Genomic DNA, 19425 nt, shown 5'->3' with positions numbered 1-19425 from the left:
GACGCTCGAACTCGACGGGAACCTTGGAAAGCAGGTCTGTGTCGTGCACCTGGAACCTCCCCTGATCCGGCGTGCCGGTTTCCGCGGGAGGGTCATCTGCCGCCGGCATCCGGTTCGTTCAGCATTTCGGAGGTCCGACGGCATGTCGTTACGCAGGTGTGCGGTCTTCGCGGGTCGGCACCTCGGGCGCGGTCCGGGTGGCGAGGTCGTCGACCACGTCGGTCAGACGTCCACGGAGCGCCGCCGCGGCCCGCTGGCGGGTCGCCCCGTCGCCGTCCACGGCGAGCCGCCTCAGCCATGCCTCCACCCGGTGGCGGTCACCCGCCTCGTCCAGCGCCGGTCGGGCGAGCGCGACCAGCCGTTCGGCGAGGGCCGTCGCGGGCAGCAGTCGGCCCGTGGCGGCGTCGACGCCGTGGCCGCCCATCCCGTCGCGGGCGGCCCGCCAGTACGCCAGTCGCATCAGCTCCGGGACCAGCTCCGGCCCCTCGTCGCCCTGGTCGACGGCATCCCCGCAGACGACCACCAGAGCCCGCACCAGGGCCGCGAGCGCCGCGGATTCGGCGGCGTCGACGGGTACGTCGGCCACCCGTACCTCAAGCGTGGGGTGGTTGGTGGAGAGCCGGAGATCCCAGAAGATGGTGCCCTGGTCGACCAGCGCGCCCGCCTCGAGCAGCATGTCCACGTGGTCGTCGTACTGCTGTGCCGACCTCAGGAACGGCGGCGGGCCGGCCACCGGCCAGCGCCCCCACGTGACGCTGCGCCAACTCGCGTACCCGGTGTCGCGTTCGGGCCAGTAGGGCGAGTTGGCCGTGAGGGCGAGCAACACCGGCAGGTGCTGGCGCAGATGGTTGCCGATCAGCACCGCCCGGTCCCGGTCGGGCTGCTCCACGTGGACGTGGACGGCGCAGATCGCCAGCTCGTCGTGCAGCCCACGGTAGGTCGCGGTGCCCCGGTCCTGGCGAGGCCCCTCGGTGAGGGGCGGCGGCACGGCGCGGCCCAGCACCGGTGAGCCGCTGGCGATCACCCGTAGACCCGCCGACAGGGCTGCGGCCTGGACGGCGGCGCGGCCCTCGGCGAGCTGCGCGTCGATGTCCTCGACGCTGCGGCACGGGTCGGTTCGCGTCTCGACCTGAAACTTGGTGATCTCACCACCCACCCGGGTGCCGAGGGCCGGGCGCGCGCGGTCGACGACGACGGCCGCCTCCGGCACGAGCTCACCCCGGTCGACGTCGACGACGAGGAACTCTTCCTCGATGCCGAGCAGGGGAATGGACGATCCCGCACGCTGTCCCGTAGTCATGCCGACGCCGACCTCTCGCTGCCGGCCGTGTGCCGGCGGTGAGCACGTTACGTTACGGGATCGCGTCGGTGGGTCAAGATCCCGGACGCTCTGTTGTGGACAGAACATCGACGAGCCCGGCCAGCAGCGCCGTCCGTTCGGGCATCCGGTCGAGGCAGACGTACTCGTCGGCGGCGTGCGCTCCGCCGCCCACCGCGCCCAGGCCGTCCAGGGTCGGCACGCCCAACGCGGCGGTGAAGTTGCCGTCGGACGCGCCGGCCGCGTACGCGCCGACGAGGCCCGGGATGCCGAGTTGACGGGCGACCGACTGAGCCAGCTTCAGTAGCGGTCGCGCGAGTTCCTCGGACATCGGGTAACGGTTGATCCCTCCCTGCACGTCCAGTGTCGCCTCCGGCAGGAACGGCACCAGCGCGCGGATGGCGTGATCGACGCGTTCCAGCTCGTCCCTGGTCCAGGCCCGCACGTCGACGGCCAGACTGGCGCGCTCCGGCACCGTGTTCGTCGTGGTGCCGGCGGAGAGCAGGGTCGGTGTGACGGAGGTGCCGCCGCTGTCCATCGCGCCGAGCGCGCCCAGGGTGAGAACCTGGTGGGCGACCTCGACTGTGGCGTTCACTCCGCGCTGTGGTTCGACGCCCGCGTGGGCGGCGCGCCCCTCGACGACGACGCGGTAGACCGACCCGCCCTTCCTGGCCACCTTCACCTGCCCGTCCGGGGTGGCCGCCTCGCAGACGAGAACCGCACCCGAACGCCGGGCCTCGCGTTCGATCAGTGGCCGCGACGTGACGGAGCCGCTCTCCTCGTCGCAGGTGAGCAGGACGCCGACGGACGAGGTGTCCTCGATCAGTCGCAGCGCCGTGAACATCTGCACGATCCCGGCCTTCATGTCGCAGACGCCAGGTCCGGTCGCCACGTCCCTGCGTACGGTGAAGGGCCTGGATCGGATCGTGCCGACCGGGAAGACCGTGTCGAAGTGGCCCAGGAGCAGCACGCGCTGATCGACGGCCGGCCACAGCAGGTGCGGCAGGCCGTCGACCACGACCCGACGGGCGGGCCGGCCGAGCGCCTCCTCGCCCCAGCGGGCGAGCAGGTCGGCGCAGGACTCGAGATGGGGTAACGAGCCCGGTGCCGACTCGAGCGTGACGAGCGCGCCCAGCCGGTCGACCATGTCAGCTCGGAGCTGCTTCGTCGCGGGGAGCAGCCGGCGTGCGAGGTCCATCGATCCCTCCAGCGTCACAGGTGCCGGGCATGGCCGGGCCTGTCCGTCGACCATCGCAGAGGGACCGGGCTGTCATCACCCGTGTCTGTGCTCAGGCGGCCGGTTGCTGGCTGATCGCGGCCCCGTAACCAACCTCGACGATCCGGCGTGCGGTCTCGGCGTAGGCGTCCCGACCCTCGGGCGCGAAGGTGCCGAGCCCGTCGACGTAGCGGTTGAACATGCAGAACGCGGCGGCGATCAGGACGGTGTCGTGGATCTCCACGTCGGTGGCGCCCTCGGCGCGGGCGTCGGCGACGAGCTCGGTGGTGACCTCTCGCCCACTGATCTGCACCGCACCGGCGATGCGCAGCAGTGCCCGCAGTTTGGCGGAGATCGGGGCGGTGTCCAGGTCCGCGCGTACCTGGTCGACGAGGGTGTAACCCTCGTCGAGTTGCGCCGCGGCGAATGCCGAGTGCGAGGCGCAGCAGAAGTTGCAGTCGTTACGCCCCGACACGTACGCGGCGATCAGTTCGCGCTCACCGGCGGGAAGCGAGTGAGGAGCGCGCAGCAGCACCTCGGCCAGTTCGTTGAGGGGCTTCGCCGTCTCCGGACGGTACCGCATCGGTCCGGAGATGCCGGGAAACTGCTTCTCGTCCAACCCGAGATCGATGTGCGCCATGGTCCTCAAACCCTTCGCTCATGGGTCACGGCCGCGCCGAACCGATGTCCACAGCAGACAGTGGGGTACGCGGCCGTGCGGCTGTTGCCGCGCAGCCACGATCCCACTCGGTCCACCGCTCGGATCTCTTCATTCGTGCTCTCTTTCCGTCGAGGTCGCGTCGGCGCACCGTGACCACAGAGGGCGCGGCCGGTCGACCTCGCCCACGGGGCGACCGATCTCCGGCCGACGCGGTCCTCACGGCATCGGGTTGCGCTCGGCGAACTCCCACATGATCGCGCTGGCGTCCGGGCCGGCATGGTCGGTGTACCTGCCGTCGCCGTCGGGGCCCGGCCAGGCGTGCCCCATGTCCTGGACGCGGTACGCCTCGACGATCGACGAGCCGTCCGGCGCGGTGATCGTCGTCCGCGTGTACGCGTGCCGGTCGGCGGCGCCTGGCACGGACACGGTCTTCGTGGTCGGGTCGAGGCTGCCGTTGGGCAGCCCGTCGTCGACGAGGTCGCTCACCGCAGTCCAGTGGGCGACGAGTCGGGTGCCGACCAGGGGCGGCACGACCTCGTCCTGCTCGCCCTGAACGACCAGCAGCGGCACCCGTCGGGCCCGGTCGCCCATCTGTGCCCAGCCCTGACGCGCCGTGTCCAACGGCGGCGTGGCGTCCGGGTTGTCCGGGTCGACCTGGTTGAGCCCGTACTCGCCGCCGGCGACCGAGGTCACCGTGGCGAAGACGTCGGGGTAGGTCACGCCGAGGATGACCGCCGTCCCCGCGCCCGACGAGGCACCGGCCACGTGCACCCGCGCCGGATCCGCGTCGTACTCCCGGACCACCTCGCGGGCGACTCCGGCCAACAGCGCGGGTTCGCCGGTATGCCGTTGCTGATGCCGTGGGTCGGCGGAGCTCCAGCAGGCGATGACGTTGCGGGAGATCAGTTGCGTGGGGTAGACGACGATGAAACCCTCCCGGTCGGCCAGGCTGTTGAACTGCGTCGTCGACGTCATCGAGTTCCACCCGTAGCCGGTCATCGCGCAGCCGTGGATGGCCATGACGACCGGAAGCCGGGCCGTCCCGTCGTGCTGGGGTGGAAGGTGGACCTGGTAGCGCTGCGAACCCGCAGCGCCTTCGTAGACGTGGTTCCGGTCGTTCTCACCCAGCTGCCAGGGCAGGCCGAGCTGGAGTGCGGCGACGCCGAGGCTGACGGCGGCCACCACGATGGCGAGGGTGCCGGAGACGATCCAGAGCCACCGCCGCCGCGAAGGACGGGTGGGCTCCAGGTCGGTATCCGGCGCGGAAGGCGGGGAGGTCACGCCTGTCTCCTTTCTCGGATCTCTGGTTCAGCCGGTCAACGTCGATGGCGGGTGTCCTGGACCTGCACCCATCACAGCAGCGTTCGCGCTCACCCGTCAGTGCAACCACGTCACCGATGCCGGTGACGCTGCGTCACTGGTCGCGGCCGGGTTGCCGACGCGCGGCCGCCCGCCATGCGGTTCGGAACGGGTCAGCTGACCGGCCTACCCGAGCAGCGTCGCCGCCGCGGTCAGTGTTGCCAGCGACAGCGTCGTGGTCACCACCACCGCCCGGTTGGCCACCGCCTCGCCGACGCCGTACTCCTGCCCGTAGATGAAGGTGTTCTGCGCCGTTGGCAGGCCCGCGCACACCACCACGGCCAGCAACTGCGGCGCGGACAGGTGCAGGGCCAGCCCGGCCGCGTACGCGATGATCGGCTGTGCGACGAGCTTCAGCGCGGTGATCACGGCCAGCTCGCCCGGCTCGGCCGGCTCAGCCTGCGGCAGCGCCCTGCGGTGCAGCGACGCGCCGAGCGCGACCAGGGCGGCCGGAACCGCGGCCCCCGACAGCAGGGTGAGCGACGCGCCGACCGCCGACGGCAGGTGCAGGCCGGTAGCCGAGCACGCGAGACCGAGCAGCGACGCCAGGATCACCGGGTTGCGCACCGGCAGGGAGGCGATACGGCCGACCCGTACCCGCCCGGCCGGGTCGCTGTGCCGGTCCAGGGCGACCAGGATCACGGGCGTCACCACCAGCACCTGCAGCAGCACCACCTCCGCCAGGAAGGACACGTCGCCGAGAACCTGCGTGGCGATCGGGATGCCGAGGTTCGCCGAGTTGACGTACCCGGCAGCCATGCCCCAGATCGGCCGTTCGCCGGGCGTGCGACCGAACAGCCAGCTCGCGCCGACCCATCCGAGCCCGATCACCGTGGCAGTGCTTGTCCCGAAGGCGAGCAGCGGGCGGCCGGCCAACCCGGAGAGCGGCATTCGGGACAGGGCGAGGAACAGGGCGGACGGCATCGCAAGGTGGAACACGAATCGGCCGAGCACCGACGCCGCCGCGTCGCCCAGCAGGCCCCAACGACAGGCCGCGTAGCCGACCGCGGTAAGGATCCAGATCGGCACGAACGCCGCTACCAGGCTCATACGGACACGCGCGTCGATCGAGAAGCCACGTGTTCAGCCTCGCACCCAGCCCGGACGGGGCGAACGTCCCGCACCTCCGCACCCTCGCGGAGCACCGTCACAGGGTGACCTGCCGGCGGGCGGAACGCCGGTGCGAGCGTCAACCCAGTCGATCCAGCTTCTCGCGAGCGCCGGTGTCGGGCCGAGGTGTGAGGACCACGAGGCGCAGGTCGGTGTTCTGAGTGGTCAGGACGTTGGCGTCGAGTGGGATGGCGCCCACGTCCGGGTGCACGGCGGTCTTGTGCGCGCTCTCGTGACTGGCCACCGCGCCCAGGGCCCAGAGGTGGCGGAATCTGTCGTTCCCGGCCATCCGCGAGATCAGTGCAGCTACGTCGGGGTCGTTCGGATAGCGGGCGCTGGTGGCGCGCAGATCGGCTACCAACGACTGCTCGAAGTAGGCGCGCTCGGTGTCGGTCTGCCGCACTCGGGGGTTGCGGGATTCGAACTGGACGATCAGGGCGTTGCGATCGTCGCCGCTGGCGCCCGCCGGGTCGCCGAAGACGGCCGCGAACAGCCGGTTCCAGTGCAGCAGCCGCCACGCGGCGTCGTAGACGGCCGCGGGGGTGTCGCCGAGGTGGTCGATGACGCGGTGCAGGCTGCTGGGGATCAGGTGGGGTATCCGGTTTGGGGCCGCGGCGAAGCCGGCGAGGCGCATCAGGTGCGCCTCCTCGTCGTCGGAGAGTCGCAGCGCGCGGGCCAGCGAGGTGCACACCTGCGCGGATGGTGTGGCGGCCCGGCCCTGCTCGAGGCGTGCCACGTACTCGGGGGAGATGCCGGCCAGTGCGGCCAGCTCGCCGCGTCGTAGCCCGACGACGCGGCGAGGTGATGCGCTCGTGAGGCCGACCGCGGCCGGGTCCGTGCGGTCCCGCCAGGCCCGCAGCGCCGCGCCGAGGTCATTCATGAACACCATGATCCGCCATCGGCGCGCCAACAGCTGGGTGGTACCAGCGGTACGCGGAAGATCTGTGCCTTCCACAGTGGTCGTTGCTCCGTCGAGGATGGGGATCATGAGCAAAGTGACCAGGATGCATCACATCGGAGTGCCGGTCAGCGATCTGGCACGGTCGGTGCGGTGGTACGAGGACGTGCTCGGCATCGCGCCGACCGGCGTGACGATCTCGGCGGCGAACCCGGCCATCGGTGCGGTCGTCGAGGTCGAGAACGCGTCGATGCGGGCATCGTTCGCACTGGCCGGTGACAACGTCCTTCTGGAACTCATCCAGTACGACAGCCCGCAGCCGAGGCCCTTCACCGGGCGCAACTGTGACGTCGGGGTGATGCACCTGTGTTTCGAGGTCGACGACCTCGACGCGGCGCACCGTGCCCTGGTGGAGCGGGGCGTGCACGTCAACGCCGACCCGGTCGTGCTCCAGGACGGGGACGGCGTCGAAGCGGGCCCGCTGGCCGGGACGAAGATCCTCTATCTGCGCGACCCCGACGGCATCCAGTTGGAACTGTTCGAGTTGCGCTCGTAGGAGCACCGACTCCAGCCCCGGTGACGGTCGAACCGACCGGGACGCTGCCGTGGATACCATCGATCGACCATGCGTCCGCCGACATTCGGAAGGTGATGACAGCTATCAGGTCGGGTTTCTTCGTCGCTCGCGAGACGGAGCTGGGCGAGATCGCCTCGATGACGGACCCCGCGGCGCGAGGCCGTGGCGGGGCGATGCTCGTGCTCGGTGACGCGGGGATCGGCAAGTCGACGCTCATCGGTGTGGCCGCTTCACGGCTCGACGGATGGCAGGTGCTACGGGCCGGTGGTATCGAGTTCGAGAGCGAGCTGCCCTACTCGGCCCTGCACCAGTTGTGCGCGCCCGTGCTCGACCGCCGCGCTGTGCTCCCCGCGCCGCAGCGGAGCGCGCTCGAGGCGGTGTTCGGGCTGCACGCCGGCGTCACGCCGACCCCGATGCTGGTCGGCGTGGCCGTCCTGGGCCTGCTCAGTGCCGTGGGCCGTCGCCGACCGGTGCTCTGCGTCGTCGACGACGTGCAGTGGACCGACGCCGGCTCGCGGCAGGTGCTGGCCTTCGTCGCGGCACGCGTGGCGGCGGAGCGCGTCGCCATGGTGTTCGCCGCCCGCGATGCCGCCGCGGTGCCGGAACTCGGTCGCCTACCCGCCCTCCCTCTCACCGGGCTCACCGACTCGGAAGCCCTCACCCTGCTGCGACATCGGGCGCCGTTCGGCCACGAGGCGGCGATCCTGCAGCGGATCCTCGCCGAAGCGGCCGGCAATCCTCTCGCCCTGGTGGAGATCGCCCGTGACACCGGGCCGTTCGGACTACCCGCCGACGGCGGCCACGGCGCGGTGGAGCACCGGTTCGCGAAGCGGTTCCTGCGGCTGCCCGCACCCACGCGCTCGGTTCTGACGCTGGCCGCGGCGGAGCCGACGGGCGATCTCGTACTGCTGCGGCGTGCCATGGCGATCCAGGGACTCGACGCCGCGAACCTGGCCGCGGCCGAGGACAGCGGCCTGTTGGTGATCGGGCCCCGGGTGCACTTCCAGCATCCGTTGGCGCGTTCCGCTGTGTACCGGTCGGCTGGTGCCGAGCCGCGACGGCAGGCGCACGCTGCGCTCGCCGCCGGTACGGACGTCGACGTCGATCCCGACCGGCGCGCCTGGCACCGGGCGAACGCGATCACCGGCCCGGACGAGGGGACAGCGGAGGAACTGGAGCGTTCGGCCGGCCGGGCACAACGCCGCGGCGGATTCGCGGCCGTGGCCGCGTTCCTCGAAACCGGGGCCCGACTGACACCGGGCCGGTCGGAGCAGGCACGCCGCCTGATGGCCGCGGCCCGGACACGGCTGAGTTCGGGGGCGCCTTCCGCCGCCCGGGAGCTCGTGAACGAGGCCGAGCGTCTCCAGCCAGATTCGGCCGACCACCGCGCCGCGCGACTGCTGCGCGCGACGATCGACTATCACGTGACCCGCAGTATCCCGGCGACGATCGCCCTGATCGACGCTGCCGACGGCGTGGGGCCCGATGAGGCCCGCGAGACCTACCTGGAAGCCTTCGCGTCGCTCATGTTCAGCGTCGACGACCCCGGAAGGCTGCGGCGGCTCGCCCTCCAGATCCGGGAACGGGTGCCACATCGTCAGCCGCCACGTCCGGTCGACCTGCTGCTGCACGCGTTGGTCGAGCAGAACCTCCGCCCGGTGGAGGAGGCGATGCCCCTGATGCGCCGCACTGTCGACGCCTTCCGGGAGTACGCCCGCACGCCCGACGCCGATCCGTGGTGGATGGAGCGTGCCTGCGCGTTGAGCGTCGACCTCGGTGACAGCGATGCCATGGAGGAGATCGTCGACCGTCAGGTGGAACTCGCCAGGGCACAAGGCGCCTACGCGATCCTTCCCCATGCGCTGCGTTTCCAGGCGGTCGCCCGGACAATCGTGGGTCGCTTCGCCGACGCGCAGGTCTGCGTCACCGAGGCGCGCGCTGTCGACGAGGCCGCGGGGACGTCGAACCTCGTCGGGTCCGACCTGATGCTCGCCGCATGGAGCGGAGACGTCGACCGGTTTCGGGAGATCCAGGAGAAGCTGCGCGGCTGGGAAGGGGTGAACCCCACAGCGCTGCCCTACGCGAACGGCGTGCTGTGCAACGGCAGCGGCGACCACGAGGCCGCGCTGAACGGGTTGCTGCTCGTGCGGGACCAGCATCGGCGTGGCGCGTACGTGGTCACCGCATTCCACCACGAGCTGGTCGAGGCCGCAGCGTGCGTCGGACGTCCCGAAGCGGCGAAGGAATCAGCGGAGTGGATCGGGGCTGTCGCACGGGTCAATCCGAACGCGTGGACGACGGGTGCGCATCTGTTGGCGTGTGCGCTGCTGGACCCGGGGCTCGGCGCGCAGGACCGCTACCGCGAGGCGATCAGCCGCTTCGCCGGGAGCAGGATGCGAGTCCACTACGCGCGAGCCCGCCTGCTGCACGGGCAGTGGCTGCGACGGGTCGGCCGCCGCGCCGAGGCGCGGGTGGAGCTGCGCGCCGCACACGACCTGCTCTCCACCATCGGCGCGCGCGGGTTCGCCGCCCGCGCCGCCCGCGAACTGGATGCCATCGGCGAGCCGACCCTGGCCGACCACGCCGATCCGCTGGCGGGGTTGACCGCGCGGGAGCTGCTCGTCGCCCGCAAGGTCGCCTCGGGCGCGGGCACCAAGGAGGTCGCCGCGCTGCTGTTCGTCAGCCCGCGAACGATCGACGCCCACCTGCGCAACCTCTACCGCAAGCTGGGCATCACCTCACGCCGGCAGCTGCGCGAACTCCTGCGCTGACGGGTCCGCGTCGATCGGCCGACGAACGGCCCCGCCGGCACGAGACCGGCGGGGCCGTGAGTCGCGTCAGCGGCGGGCCCGCTCACACTCCCGTTCGGCCCGGGTCTTCAGCTCCGTCAACCATGTCTTCAGACCCTCGGCGAGAGCCACGGTGGAGAATTCCGCGTCCTGCTCCACCTGCTCACCGCGCCACGTCTCCTCGGTACGCACGAGAACCCCGCCGTCGATCTCGGTGAACGTCCACACGTGCACGCCCTCGTCGATGCGCAGCCCGGCACCGATCGCCGGGCCGTCCCACCGAAGGCACCTCTGGTGCTGAAGCTGCCGGACGGTGGACGTGACGACGAGGGTCGTGGCGGGGTTCAACGCGGTCTCGGGCACCGGCGTCGTCCATCGGAACGACGAACCGGGACGCAGTGGACCACGATCGAGCCGCTTGCTGGAGAGGACCGGCTTCTGCCATGACGGCCAGCCTTCGACATCGCTCTGGATCTTCCAGACGGTGCGTAGCGGGGCGTCGATCGTCGTCTCCGTCCGGTAGCGGATCTTCGCCGCGGTGTCGACGGTCTTTCCCGCACACCGCAGCGCCGCGCGGTCGGAGCCGCCACCGTGCCGGGCCTCGGCCCGAGCCGGTGCACCCGCGGCGCCCATGACGCCGGCAACGACCACCGCCGTCGCGACGGCAACCATACGGTTCTTCATGAGGCGGTCACCGCCTCGGCGGTGCGCTTGAGCCGATCCAGCCACCCGGCGAGGGTCGTGTCGAGCCCCCCTTGGAAATGCAAAGGGTCGGCATCGACGGGCGGGCCGGCGAAGGACTCCTCGGTCGACACCTCTACCCCGTCGCCGGCCGGAGTGAGCGCCCAGACGTGAACACCGAGAACGCCGTCCGGCCCGTCACCGTATCCCCGCCACACGAGGCGTCCCTGCGGTCGTATCTGTACGATCGTCGACTCGATCTCCATGCCCGCTGCGGACCAGCGGAACACGGAGCCCGGCGCCAGCGGACCGGGTGTTTCCACTCGCGCGTACGGGATCTCCGGCAACCAGGTCGTCCATGCGTCAATGTCCGTGAGGATCCGCCAGACGGTGTCCGCCGAGGCGGTCACCGTGACGCTGTGACGGCTGACCACCGGCGCTGACACGTCAATGCCAGCCTCGTCGTCGTCCGTGATGTTCCTCATCATGAAGCCCTTCCGCGGTCACTGACGATCGGTTCGCCGGGCATGAGTGAGCCGCTGGATCCACACCCGGTAGCAGCGATCGTGCCAAGACGGCTACCGCCCCACATCGGCAAGAATTACGTAGTTCGCGCTACGGGTGCAGCCAGGGTGATCTGCCAGTGAGCGGGCCGGTGCCGCCAGGGCCGGAGGCGAGGGAAGGCCGCGAAGCTCGCAGGCCCGACGAGCGGCAGCGCGCAAGGCGACGGATACTCACGTGATGACTGGACCCGATCTCGACCCTGACCAGTATCCGCCCATCGACCCGCGCGAACCGGTGCCTGACGACCCGGGGGTCCTTCTGCCTGACACGCCGGACGAGTTGCCAGAGGCCCCGGTCGAACCGATGCCGGACGACGGCGGAAACGCCGGTGGCGTGCGCGAGCCGGCCTAGCTCAGTCCGTGAACGCCGACGGCCGGCCGCCGCGGTCGCCTTGCCGGTGTCGGCCGACGGACAGGAGCAGGCCGGCCGCGGCCAGGGCGATTCCGGCGGCGGCGGTGTACGCGGGGAGTTGGGCGGGGATCCCGAGGTGGACGGTGATGCCGAGGATGCGGGACAGGCCCCAGGGCAGCAGCGCGAGCTGGTCGTTCCACACCGTCAGCGCGCGTTCCAGGCCCACGACCGAGACCAGGGCGGACAGCACGCCGAGGGGCACACCCGCAGCGGTGAGGGTCAGCCCGACGGCGCTTCGGCGGCGTAGGTCGTAGCGGTCGCGCAGGACCACGGCGACGGCCACGAACAGCCAGCAGAACGCCGCGAACGCGACGGTGACGTACGCCGCCCGCAGACCCGGCGCGGTCCAGAAGGCGAACCAGTAGCCGCCCGGTCCCCGTCCGGCGAGCGCCGCCAGCAGGAGCACGCTGCGCAGCAGTGCGACGCCGCCGACCACGGCCCACAGGTGGAACGGATCCCGCCGGCCGACGACGAGGCGTACGACGAGGGCGAACAGCGCCCACCCGCCGAGGGTGACGAGCAGGTGCGCCGGCGCGGCGAACCAGGTCAGTGCGAGCCGGCTCGCCACCAGCACCAGGGCCGGGACCAGCCACACCACCACCCGGTCCGCCCGCGTCGTGGGCGTCGGCAGCGCGGCGACCCGCCACGGCCGGAGCGCGCCGAGCAGCAGCCCGCGCGCGGCGGCCCCGCCGAACCCGCGCCCGTAGAGGCCGAGCAGCACCACCAGCAGGATCGACCCGAGCATCGCTCGGGCCGCCCAGGCCATCGCCGGGTCCCGGTCGGCACGCTGCGTCCCGAGGTCGGCGGCGGTGAAGTTGTACGCGGGCAGGTCCAGGTCGGCGGCGTAGCGCTGCCGGTGCGCGTCGCGCGCGTCGTGGTACGCCGCTGCGGCCGCCCGCCACTCGTGGCGGGCGGCCGGGGCACCCGTGTCCAGCCACTGCGCGTGCCGCAGGACCATGGTTCGGTAAGCGCTCAGCGTCTCGAACAGGTTGACCTGGTAGTCGAGAGTCGCGGTGAAGCGGCCGTGCAGGTCGGCGTCCCGCCAGGTCGCCGGCTCGGTGGCGGCGACCAGGTCGCGCATACGCCGGGCCAGCGCGACGGCCTGCGTACCCTCCTCGATCGCCTCGTCGACGCGACCGCCGGTCACCGCGTAGATGCTGTCCAGGGCGGCGGAATCACCGGTCGGGATGTCCCACTCGAAGATCCACATCATGGGCGGCGGTTCCAGCCCGAGTGCCCGCACCGACCGGTCGGCGTACGGGCCGATGTAGAGGCCCTTGGTGACCGCCTGCCGGGACAGCGCCATGGCCTGCCCGATCGCGGCGACGGTGTCCGGGTCGCCGGAGAACGTGTGGTACGCCCAGTCGGCCGTGACCCGCGCCGGGTCGGCGGACGGGTCCCAGGCGAGTCGGCCGACGGCGTACGTGTTGAGGTCGTAGAGCTGCCAGAACCCGGCGCGCAGGTACAGCGACATGGGTCCGGCGCGCAACGGCCCGCCGTCCTGGGTCCAGTTCCAGACACCCTCGACGTTCGGGTTGGCCGCGAGGAAGGCGCGCAGCGCCTGGCTGTGCAGCGGGCCAAGGTCGTTGGGCAGCGACCCGAACGCCTCGAACTCGCGCCGGGCCTGGAACTCCACGATGCGGCGGTGCCCACCGCCCAGCAGTGTGGTGTTCAGCGGTAGGTGGCTGTAGAAGTCGCCCAGGGTGTACTTGGTGGACACGATCAGGTGCGGATCGTCGAGCCCGCCGAGCACCTGCGCGTACGACGCCGGGTTGGTGTGCAGGTCGCCGACGGCGCCGACGCCCACCGTCCAGGTACGGAAGATGATCTCCTTGCCGGCTGGGCCCGCGGTGTCCAGCAGCGCCCGCAGCATCGCGCGTACCGACGCTTCCGTGGTGACCGCGAGCCGTGACGAGTAGTCCCAGCCGGTCCCGGCGTACACCTCGCCGCCCTCGCCGACACGGACCATCAGGCCGTCGACGAACGGCATGTTCTCGAACAGCTCGGCCAGGCCGGCCTGGTAGACCGACCACAGTCGAGGGTCGGCCACGTCGAGTCCGCCGACTGTCCGCGTCAGGTAGGCCTCCAGCGGGGGCGACACCGCGAGCATGTCGGTCAACAGGAAGACCCGCATCCCCATGTCCTCGGCGTACCGGAAGACGGGGCCGAAGGCCGCGACCATCGCCCGAGCCCGGTCGACGTGTGTGTCGCCGGGCGGGTAGACGGCGCGCCCGTCGCCGACCTTCGCGAACGTGACGTACTCCAGGAAGCCGGGTACGACGATGCCGTTGAATCCCTGCGCCGCCGAGTGATCGACGAACTGCCGGAACTGCGTATCGATGCGGGCCACCGCGCCGGCGTCCACCCACGGCGCGCCCGGCAGCACCGCCGACCCGACCACGTCCGTGTTCAGGCTGTAGTCGTCGCCGGTGGCGAAGACGGTCGGGTCGGGCTCGCGTCCGACTGAGCCCGCGTCGGTCAGCCGCAGGCCGAGCCGGGGGATGACCACCCGACCCGCGTCCGACGCGGGGAGCGCTTCGGCGCCGGATCGAATCCGGTCGGCCAGCCGGTACATCCCGGCCGCCACACCCGCGACGTCGCCGCCCTGGACGGTCAGTTCGGCGCCGTGCACGTCGAGCTTGTACGACTCGGGCGTCCCGCTGAGGGCGGCCAGCACGCCCGCCCGCAGCGTCCGCACCGCTGACAGGTCCAGCGCCGTGCCGGTGTTCGGCGCGGCCGTCGCGGACCTGGCCGGGCTCGACGTGGTCGACACGAGCGCCGGCCGGGGCAGGCCGCGGAAGCCGACCGCGTCGGCGACGGCGGCTGCGGCCTTGCGGACGCGTGGCTCGTCGGGCACCACGAGGGACGCCAACGGCGGGACCGGTGCGGGCGTCCGTGCCGGCGCGGCGACAGCGTCCTCGCGCGGCACATCGGCGGGGGAGTGGCTCAGCCCGAGCGTGTCGCCAACTCCCCACGCCGTGGCCGCGCCGAGCGCCAGCAGGACCACGGCGACGACGAGCAGGGGGTACGGCCTGCGGACCTGGGCAACATGAGCCACGCTCGCATGCTAGTGGCCGCACCGGCCTCCGTCAGGCCGGCACGGCTGGCAGTTATGACATAGACGGGATTACATGTCTCGGGTGAACTCAGGTATGAAGGCCGAAGGCACGTCTCGGTGCTGATTCCTGAGAAGGAGCGACAGATGAAACATGCCCTGCGCCGCCTGCGATCGGCGGCGGTCGTGCTCGCTGCCTGCACACTGGGGCTGAGCCTCCTGTCGGTGCCCGCCGCCGAGGCGTACTCGGTCGCCCCCCTCGCGCCACGATCCGAGCGGGCGCCGGAATCGAACCAGTTCTCGGCAGAGGGTGTGACGACGGTCGGTGAACTCCGCACCGTCGACAGCTCTCTGTCCTACGCCCCCAGCGGGGGGACACAGATCATCCAGCACCCCGGTGCCACCTACGTCAAGGTGCACTTCAGCTCACTGCGACTGGCCGACGGCGACTACGTCACCGTGTCGAGCCGCGACGGCAAGGAGAGCTACCGGTACGACCGTCACCTGAGCCGGGCGACCGGTTCGGACTACACCACCGACGGACAGCCGGGTTTCTGGGCGATGTCGGTGGAGGGTGACACCGCCGTCGTGACACTGCACAGCAGCCGCCCCCTACGTGGCAGCGCCGCAACCATCGACCGGTTCTGGCGCGGGTACGACCGCACGGAAATCGCCGCGCACAACTTCTCCACCCAGTCGGTGTGCAGCACCGACGCCCGCCGGGACGTGGTCTGCTACCAGAACAGCCACCCCACCGAGTACGCCCGCGGCGGGGCGGTGGCACGGCTGCTGATCAGCGGCGGTGGCCTGTGCACCACCTGGCGGATCGGCAGCACCAACCGGATGCTGACGAACAAGCACTGCTTCTCGACCCAGGCCGCCGTGAGCGGCAGCGAGATGCAGTTCAACTACCAGTGCGCCACCTGTGGCGGCGCGAACCCCGGTGCCGGCACCAAGGTCAGCGGCGCCACCCTCTACCGGGTGAGCAGCGGCGGCTCCAGCCAGTTGGACTACGCCCTGTTCTCGGTCAACAACTTCGCCACCATCCAGGGATTCGGCACGCTGTACCTGGCGACGACCGCCACCAGCAACGGCACCCGGATCTACATCCCCGGGCACGGCGACGGCACCGCGAAGCGGCTGTCGATCTACGAGGACACCCAGAACGGCACGACCTGCGCCGTCCGGAACGCGAACTACAACACCTGGAACATCAGCTACAGCTGTGACACCTCCGGCGGCAACTCGGGTTCGCCCGTGCTGAACGCCAGCCACCGCGTGATCGCCCTGCACCACCTGGGCGGTTGCCCGTCCAACCAGGGTGCCAAGGCGCACCTGATCTACAACGAGATCGCCAGCCTGATCGCCAACGGCTGAGACGGAGGGCCGCCGAGGCGCGCCCCTGCGCCTCGGCGGCCCCACGGCTCACCACCGGCCCCCGCGCACTCCGGCCCGGCCGCGCGCCAGAGCCCGCCCGTTCGGCGGACCCTGGCGACCGCGGAGAAGCTCAGCGCAGGGTGTCGACGTCGATGACGAACCGGTACCGCACGTCGGAGGTGTGCACCCGCTCGTACGCGTCGTTGACCGCCTCGGCGCCGATGACCTCGACCTCGGCAGCGATGCCGCGCTCGGCGCAGAAGTCCAGCATCTCCTGCGTCTCGGCGATGCTGCCGATGCTGGAGCCGGCGAACGACCGTCGATTGCCGAACAACGCGAAGACGGGCACCGGCAGCGGCTCCGGCGGGGCACCCACGCTGACCAGCGTGCCGTCCAGGCGCAGCAGACCGAGGTAGCTGGCCATGTCGATCGGTGCGCTGACCGTGTTGATGATCAGGTCGAAGCTGTTCTTGAGCACCTCGAACGTCGCCGGGTCCTTGGTGGCGTAGTAGTGCTCGGCTCCGAAGCGCAGGCCGTCGTCCTTCTTGCCCAGCGTCTGGGACAGCACCGTCACCTCGGCCCCCATCGCTGCGGCGATCTTGACAGCCAGGTGGCCCAGACCGCCCAGCCCCACCACCGCGACCCTCCTGCCGGGACCGGCATTCCAGTGCGCCAGCGGAGAGTACGTGGTGATGCCCGCGCACAGCATCGGCGCGGCCGCCTCGTACGGGATGGTCTCCGGCACCCGCAGCACGAAGTCCTCGTTCACGACGATGTGGGTCGAGTACCCGCCCTGGGTCACGGTGCCGTCGCGGTCGACGCCCGCGTACGTCTGGGTGTTGCCCTTGAGGCAGTACTGCTCGTTTCCGGTGCGGCAGTTCTCGCACTCGCGACACGAGTTGACCATGCAGCCGACACCGGCACGGTCGCCCACCGCATGGCGGGTGACGTCCGCGCCGACCTCGGTGATCCGGCCGACGATTTCGTGGCCGACGGTGAGCGGGTAGGGAACGCTGCCCCAGTCGCCGCGCACGGTGTGGATGTCAGAGTGGCAGATGCCGGCGTAGCGGATCTCGATGAGAACATCGTGCGGGCCCAGGTCCCGCCGTTCGATCGTGGTACGCACGAGAGGTTCGGTGGCGGACGGCGCGGCGATGGCGTTGACGGTGAAGATGATGTCCTCCGGTGAGGTGATGCTGACCTACCTGCACCTCACCACAGCCGCGGCGACGATCGTCGGCCCGGGTGCGCACCCTCTGGACCAGGAACGCGCTCCGTAGCCACTGTCAGCGACTGCCTCGCCGAGCCCCTCCCGGCAGACCCGGGGGTCGAGCCGTGGCTACGGCCTCTGATCGAGCCGTGGAGGTGCTCGGCTTCGACACCGGCCGCTTCCACACGGCAGGCGGGCTGGTCCTTCGGTCCCAGGGCAGTGGACTGCGTCGAGACCTGGGCGGCGGCCGACGTGCAGCGTCCGGACGCCAGCGGCGTCATCTACCTGTTCCATTGCACGGCCGGCACGGGCTGGCGATTCCACGACCAGGGCACCGGATGGGACTGCACGGATCTCGGCCTGACCGTGCCGGCGTCGTTCTGCACGTCCTGACCGCCGGTCTGCGAAATTGTCGCGCTGAGGACGGGCGGCCCGGCCACCTGTGCGCCTGCGTGGTCCGCGGGGGTGGCAGCGCGTCGGTGACGGTCCTTGTGCTCGGCGATGGCCGGCAGGTCTCGTAGGCTCTGTCAGTGCAGAGCAGTCGAGGACGGATCATGACGCAGATGTTGGACGCGGCGGAGAACGCCTCGCCGGTCGAGGCGGTCGAGGCGGTCACCCGGGAACTCGGTGCGGCGCTGGGGGCGCGTAGCGTGGCGTTCCTGATCGCGGACCTCAGCGGTCGGGCGCTGGTCCGGTTGGCCCATGTGCCGCTCGGCGGCGACGGTGACGGCCGCCGGGACGGTGACGAGGTCGCCACCGTGATGCCGTTCGATGGCGGCCCCGCCGAGCAGGCGCTACGCAGCCAGAAGGCGCAGGTTTTCGCGCAGCCGGACGGATGGACGGTGCTGGCGCCGGTGACCGACCGTGGTGAGGCTATCGGTCTGCTCGAGATGATCCTGCCGGACGAGCCCGCTCCGGCGACTCTGCGGGAGATCTCCCGCACGGCGCACGTGTTGGCGTTCGTGGTGATCGCCAACCGGCGGTACACCGACCTGTTCGAGTGGGGGCAACGCACGACCCCGTTCACCCTGTCCGGCGAGATCCAGCGCCGTCTGCTGCCCGCCTCGTTCACCTGTGAGAGCAGTGCGTTCACCCTGTCCGGCTGGCTGGAGCCCGCCGCCAGCGTCGGCGGGGACACCTTCGATTACAGCCTCGCCCGCGACGTGTTGCATTTCAGCGTCACCGACGCGATGGGCCACGGGGTGGCCAGCGCGCTGACCGCCACCCTGGGCGTGGGCAGCCTGCGCAACAGCCGTCGCCGCGGCGCGGCTGGTCTGGTGGCACAGGCTGACGCCGCAGATGCCGACGTCGCCGAACACGCCGCCGTGCCGGGCAGTTACATCACCGCGATCCTCGGCCGTCTCGACCTGCGTACCGGGGTGTGCGCGCTGCTCAACGCCGGGCACGTGCCGCCGCTGCTGGTGCGCGAAGGGGACGTCCGGACGCTGCCGCTACCGGCCAACTTCCCGCTGGGTATGTTCGCCGGGGCAGGTTACCGCGATGGCGAGATCGCGCTGCGACCCGGCGACCGTCTGGTAGTGGTCACCGATGGGATGCGGGAGCGTAACGCCGCCAAACTGGATCTGCCGAACATGCTGCGGTCGATTGCTCACCTGCACCCGCGTGAGGCTGTCCGGGCCCTGGCCGACGCCGCACTGGAGGTCAGCGGGCCGACCCTGGCCGACGATGCCACGCTGTTCATCCTGGACTGGCACGGCGGGCACAGCGAGGAGCGGCGGAGCAGCGCCGGCGCCGACCAGGCGCGTGCCAGCGCCGCGTTGCCTGACTGACTACCGGCCCGTCGCGTCATCCGCGGACGGCACGCTCGCTTCAGCGGCCTGCACGCTGTCATACACGTCAATGACCCGATCCACTGATGTGACAGTCAGCACGTTGCGCACGGCGGGCTGCACCGCGGCGAGGCACAACCGTCCGTCGGCGTCACGCATCGCCTTGAACATCACCACCAGCGCACCCAGTGCGCTGGAATCCAGGAAGCCCACCCCGGCCAGATCCACCACCACCTGCTGTTCGCCGGCGTCGACCATCCGTTGCAGAGCCTCGCGCAACCGCGGAGACGTCGCCATGTCCAGCTCGCCGCGCACCTCGAGCACGGTGCAACCCCGGCCCGGCCGGTCCGACAACAGCAAGTCCACGACACGCTCCCCACGCCGGTGATCCCCGCATACTCTATTCTGC

17 protein-coding genes are annotated in these 19425 nt (G+C 71.1%); 6 read left to right on the top strand and 11 right to left on the bottom strand.

Annotated features, from left to right (window positions below):
* Positions 1-148: 148 nt before the first annotated feature.
* From AB0877_RS11480 to AB0877_RS11455, 6 genes are all read right to left on the bottom strand, one after another.
* A complete protein-coding gene (locus AB0877_RS11480) occupies positions 149-1300 on the bottom strand; it encodes a glutamate--cysteine ligase (protein WP_366608486.1) in 1152 nt (383 codons plus the stop codon).
* Between the two features lie 73 nt (positions 1301-1373).
* Positions 1374-2516 carry a M20/M25/M40 family metallo-hydrolase gene (locus AB0877_RS11475; protein ID WP_366608485.1) on the bottom strand — a complete coding sequence of 381 codons (1143 nt, stop codon included), beginning with the start codon at positions 2514-2516 and terminating at the stop codon, positions 1374-1376.
* Positions 2517-2607: 91 nt separating this feature from the next.
* Positions 2608-3174, bottom strand: a complete 567-nt coding sequence (locus AB0877_RS11470) for a carboxymuconolactone decarboxylase family protein (RefSeq protein WP_366608484.1) — start codon at positions 3172-3174, stop codon at positions 2608-2610.
* Positions 3175-3411: 237 nt separating this feature from the next.
* Positions 3412-4476, bottom strand: a complete 1065-nt coding sequence (locus AB0877_RS11465) for a PHB depolymerase family esterase (protein WP_366608483.1) — start codon at positions 4474-4476, stop codon at positions 3412-3414.
* 204 nt (positions 4477-4680) lie between these two features.
* Positions 4681-5604 carry an AEC family transporter gene (locus AB0877_RS11460; protein WP_366608482.1) on the bottom strand — a complete coding sequence of 308 codons (924 nt, stop codon included), beginning with the start codon at positions 5602-5604 and terminating at the stop codon, positions 4681-4683.
* 139 nt (positions 5605-5743) lie between these two features.
* Positions 5744-6544, bottom strand: a complete 801-nt coding sequence (locus AB0877_RS11455) for a helix-turn-helix transcriptional regulator (protein ID WP_366608481.1) — start codon at positions 6542-6544, stop codon at positions 5744-5746.
* 106 nt (positions 6545-6650) lie between these two features.
* On the opposite strand from AB0877_RS11455, the gene AB0877_RS11450 reads away from it, so the two are divergent.
* Together AB0877_RS11450 and AB0877_RS11445 are read left to right on the top strand one after the other, a co-directional pair.
* Positions 6651-7118 (top strand): VOC family protein, encoded by a 468-nt coding sequence (locus AB0877_RS11450; protein WP_366608480.1) that lies wholly within the window; start codon positions 6651-6653, stop codon positions 7116-7118.
* A gap of 95 nt (positions 7119-7213) precedes the next feature.
* Positions 7214-9910, top strand: a complete 2697-nt coding sequence (locus AB0877_RS11445; RefSeq protein ID WP_366608479.1) for an AAA family ATPase — start codon at positions 7214-7216, stop codon at positions 9908-9910.
* Between the two features lie 66 nt (positions 9911-9976).
* Here AB0877_RS11445 and AB0877_RS11440 read toward each other — a convergent pair whose 3' ends face one another.
* From AB0877_RS11440 to AB0877_RS11430, 3 genes are all read right to left on the bottom strand, one after another.
* Positions 9977-10612, bottom strand: coding sequence for an SRPBCC family protein (locus AB0877_RS11440; RefSeq protein ID WP_366608478.1), 636 nt, complete (start codon positions 10610-10612; stop codon positions 9977-9979).
* Entirely contained in the window at positions 10609-11094 is a 486-nt protein-coding gene (locus AB0877_RS11435) for an SRPBCC family protein (protein WP_366608477.1), read from the bottom strand. The genes AB0877_RS11440 and AB0877_RS11435 overlap by 4 nt, the downstream gene beginning before the upstream one ends.
* A gap of 431 nt (positions 11095-11525) precedes the next feature.
* On the bottom strand, positions 11526-14642 hold the full coding sequence (locus tag AB0877_RS11430) for a hypothetical protein (RefSeq protein WP_366608476.1): 3117 nt from the start codon (positions 14640-14642) through the stop codon (positions 11526-11528).
* Between the two features lie 144 nt (positions 14643-14786).
* On the opposite strand from AB0877_RS11430, the gene AB0877_RS11425 reads away from it, so the two are divergent.
* Positions 14787-16016 (top strand): serine protease, encoded by a 1230-nt coding sequence (locus AB0877_RS11425; RefSeq protein WP_366608475.1) that lies wholly within the window; start codon positions 14787-14789, stop codon positions 16014-16016.
* Positions 16017-16146: 130 nt separating this feature from the next.
* Here the strand turns inward: AB0877_RS11425 and AB0877_RS11420 are convergent, their stop codons facing one another.
* The gene (locus AB0877_RS11420) at positions 16147-17190 is read right to left on the bottom strand and encodes an NAD(P)-dependent alcohol dehydrogenase (protein WP_366608720.1); all 1044 of its coding nucleotides are present in this window, start codon (positions 17188-17190) and stop codon (positions 16147-16149) included.
* Between AB0877_RS11420 and AB0877_RS11415 the strand changes: the two genes are divergently transcribed.
* The 3 genes from AB0877_RS11415 (at position 17132) to AB0877_RS11405 (ending at position 19016) form a co-directional block, all read left to right on the top strand.
* Complete coding sequence (locus AB0877_RS11415) at positions 17132-17296, top strand: hypothetical protein (RefSeq protein WP_366608474.1); 165 nt, start codon at positions 17132-17134, stop codon at positions 17294-17296. The genes AB0877_RS11420 and AB0877_RS11415 overlap by 59 nt on opposite strands.
* 149 nt (positions 17297-17445) lie before the next feature.
* The gene (locus AB0877_RS11410) at positions 17446-17619 is read left to right on the top strand and encodes a hypothetical protein (RefSeq protein WP_366608473.1); all 174 of its coding nucleotides are present in this window, start codon (positions 17446-17448) and stop codon (positions 17617-17619) included.
* Between the two features lie 161 nt (positions 17620-17780).
* Positions 17781-19016, top strand: a complete 1236-nt coding sequence (locus tag AB0877_RS11405; RefSeq protein WP_366608472.1) for a PP2C family protein-serine/threonine phosphatase — start codon at positions 17781-17783, stop codon at positions 19014-19016.
* On the opposite strand, the gene AB0877_RS11400 is transcribed toward AB0877_RS11405, so the two are convergent.
* Positions 19017-19382: an STAS domain-containing protein gene (locus AB0877_RS11400; protein WP_366608471.1), complete on the bottom strand. Its 366-nt coding sequence runs from the start codon at positions 19380-19382 to the stop codon at positions 19017-19019. It abuts the gene before it with no gap.
* Positions 19383-19425 lie beyond the last annotated feature (43 nt).

Origin of the sequence: Micromonospora sp. NPDC047644 (assembly GCF_040704315.1) — a bacterium.
Taxonomy (GTDB): domain Bacteria; phylum Actinomycetota; class Actinomycetes; order Mycobacteriales; family Micromonosporaceae; genus Micromonospora.
Note: the sequence above shows the minus strand (reverse complement) of the source record. Positions and strands in the feature narration are given on the sequence as shown.